This window comes from Alistipes sp. HGB5 (genome assembly GCF_000183485.2).
Taxonomy (GTDB): Bacteria; Bacteroidota; Bacteroidia; order Bacteroidales; family Rikenellaceae; genus Alistipes; species Alistipes finegoldii.
On sequence record NZ_AENZ01000036.1, the window covers coordinates 1 to 699 of the forward strand.

A 699-nucleotide genomic window follows, 5' to 3' on the forward strand; every position below is an offset into this window, starting at 1 on the left:
CCGTTTCCCGCAGGTCGTCGTTCAACGTCGGAATAAGGATCGTACACTCGGCATCGGGTCGTCCGAGGAAACATTTCACCTTTACCGATGCCTCCACGCCGTCCCGGGCGTAGGTCTTGAAACGGTAGTCGTAACCCGCTACCGCAATCTCGAATTTCTGATTCTTCATATTCGAAATGGATTTTAGTTTGACATAAGGCCGGCGAATACCCACTATGAAAGTGAGAAGCCGGCTTCGGGGCGGGATATTCAGCGACGGCACGGACAAGGCAAATTTTTGAGGGGCGATACGACCCGAAGGGTGGAGATCGTGCCGCAAAAATTTGACGCCGGAACGTGTCCGGCGCTATCTTGCCCCGAGGCCGGCGTTCACAAAGGGATTTTTAATTATTATTCGCGCTGTCTCAAAACAAAAAGAGACTGCTGCGGATGCAGTCAGTCCCTTTCGGTTAGCGCACCGTGAACTGCGGTATCCGGGAGAGGGTCTTCCGCAGCTTCCGGCGGTAGAAAAGTTCAGTAAGCGCAAGCAACTCGTAGGTATCGTACATCATCTGTCCGTTGACGGTACGGGCGCGGATCATCCGCTTTTTGCGGCATTGTTCGAGCTGGTGACGGTCCAGACCCAGCACCTCGCAGACCTTGCGGGCCGAGAGGAACATCGGGCGGTCGCTGTGGCTCAACAGGTGTTCGAAAAGCAGT

Annotated in this window: 1 protein-coding gene; it reads right to left on the reverse strand. The window is 54.8% G+C overall.

The window, feature by feature from the left end; all coding sequences use genetic code 11:
• Positions 1-449: 449 nt before the first annotated feature.
• Positions 450-698, reverse strand: coding sequence for a hypothetical protein (locus HMPREF9720_RS05795; RefSeq protein ID WP_254654367.1), 249 nt, complete (start codon positions 696-698; stop codon positions 450-452).
• Position 699 lies beyond the last annotated feature (1 nt).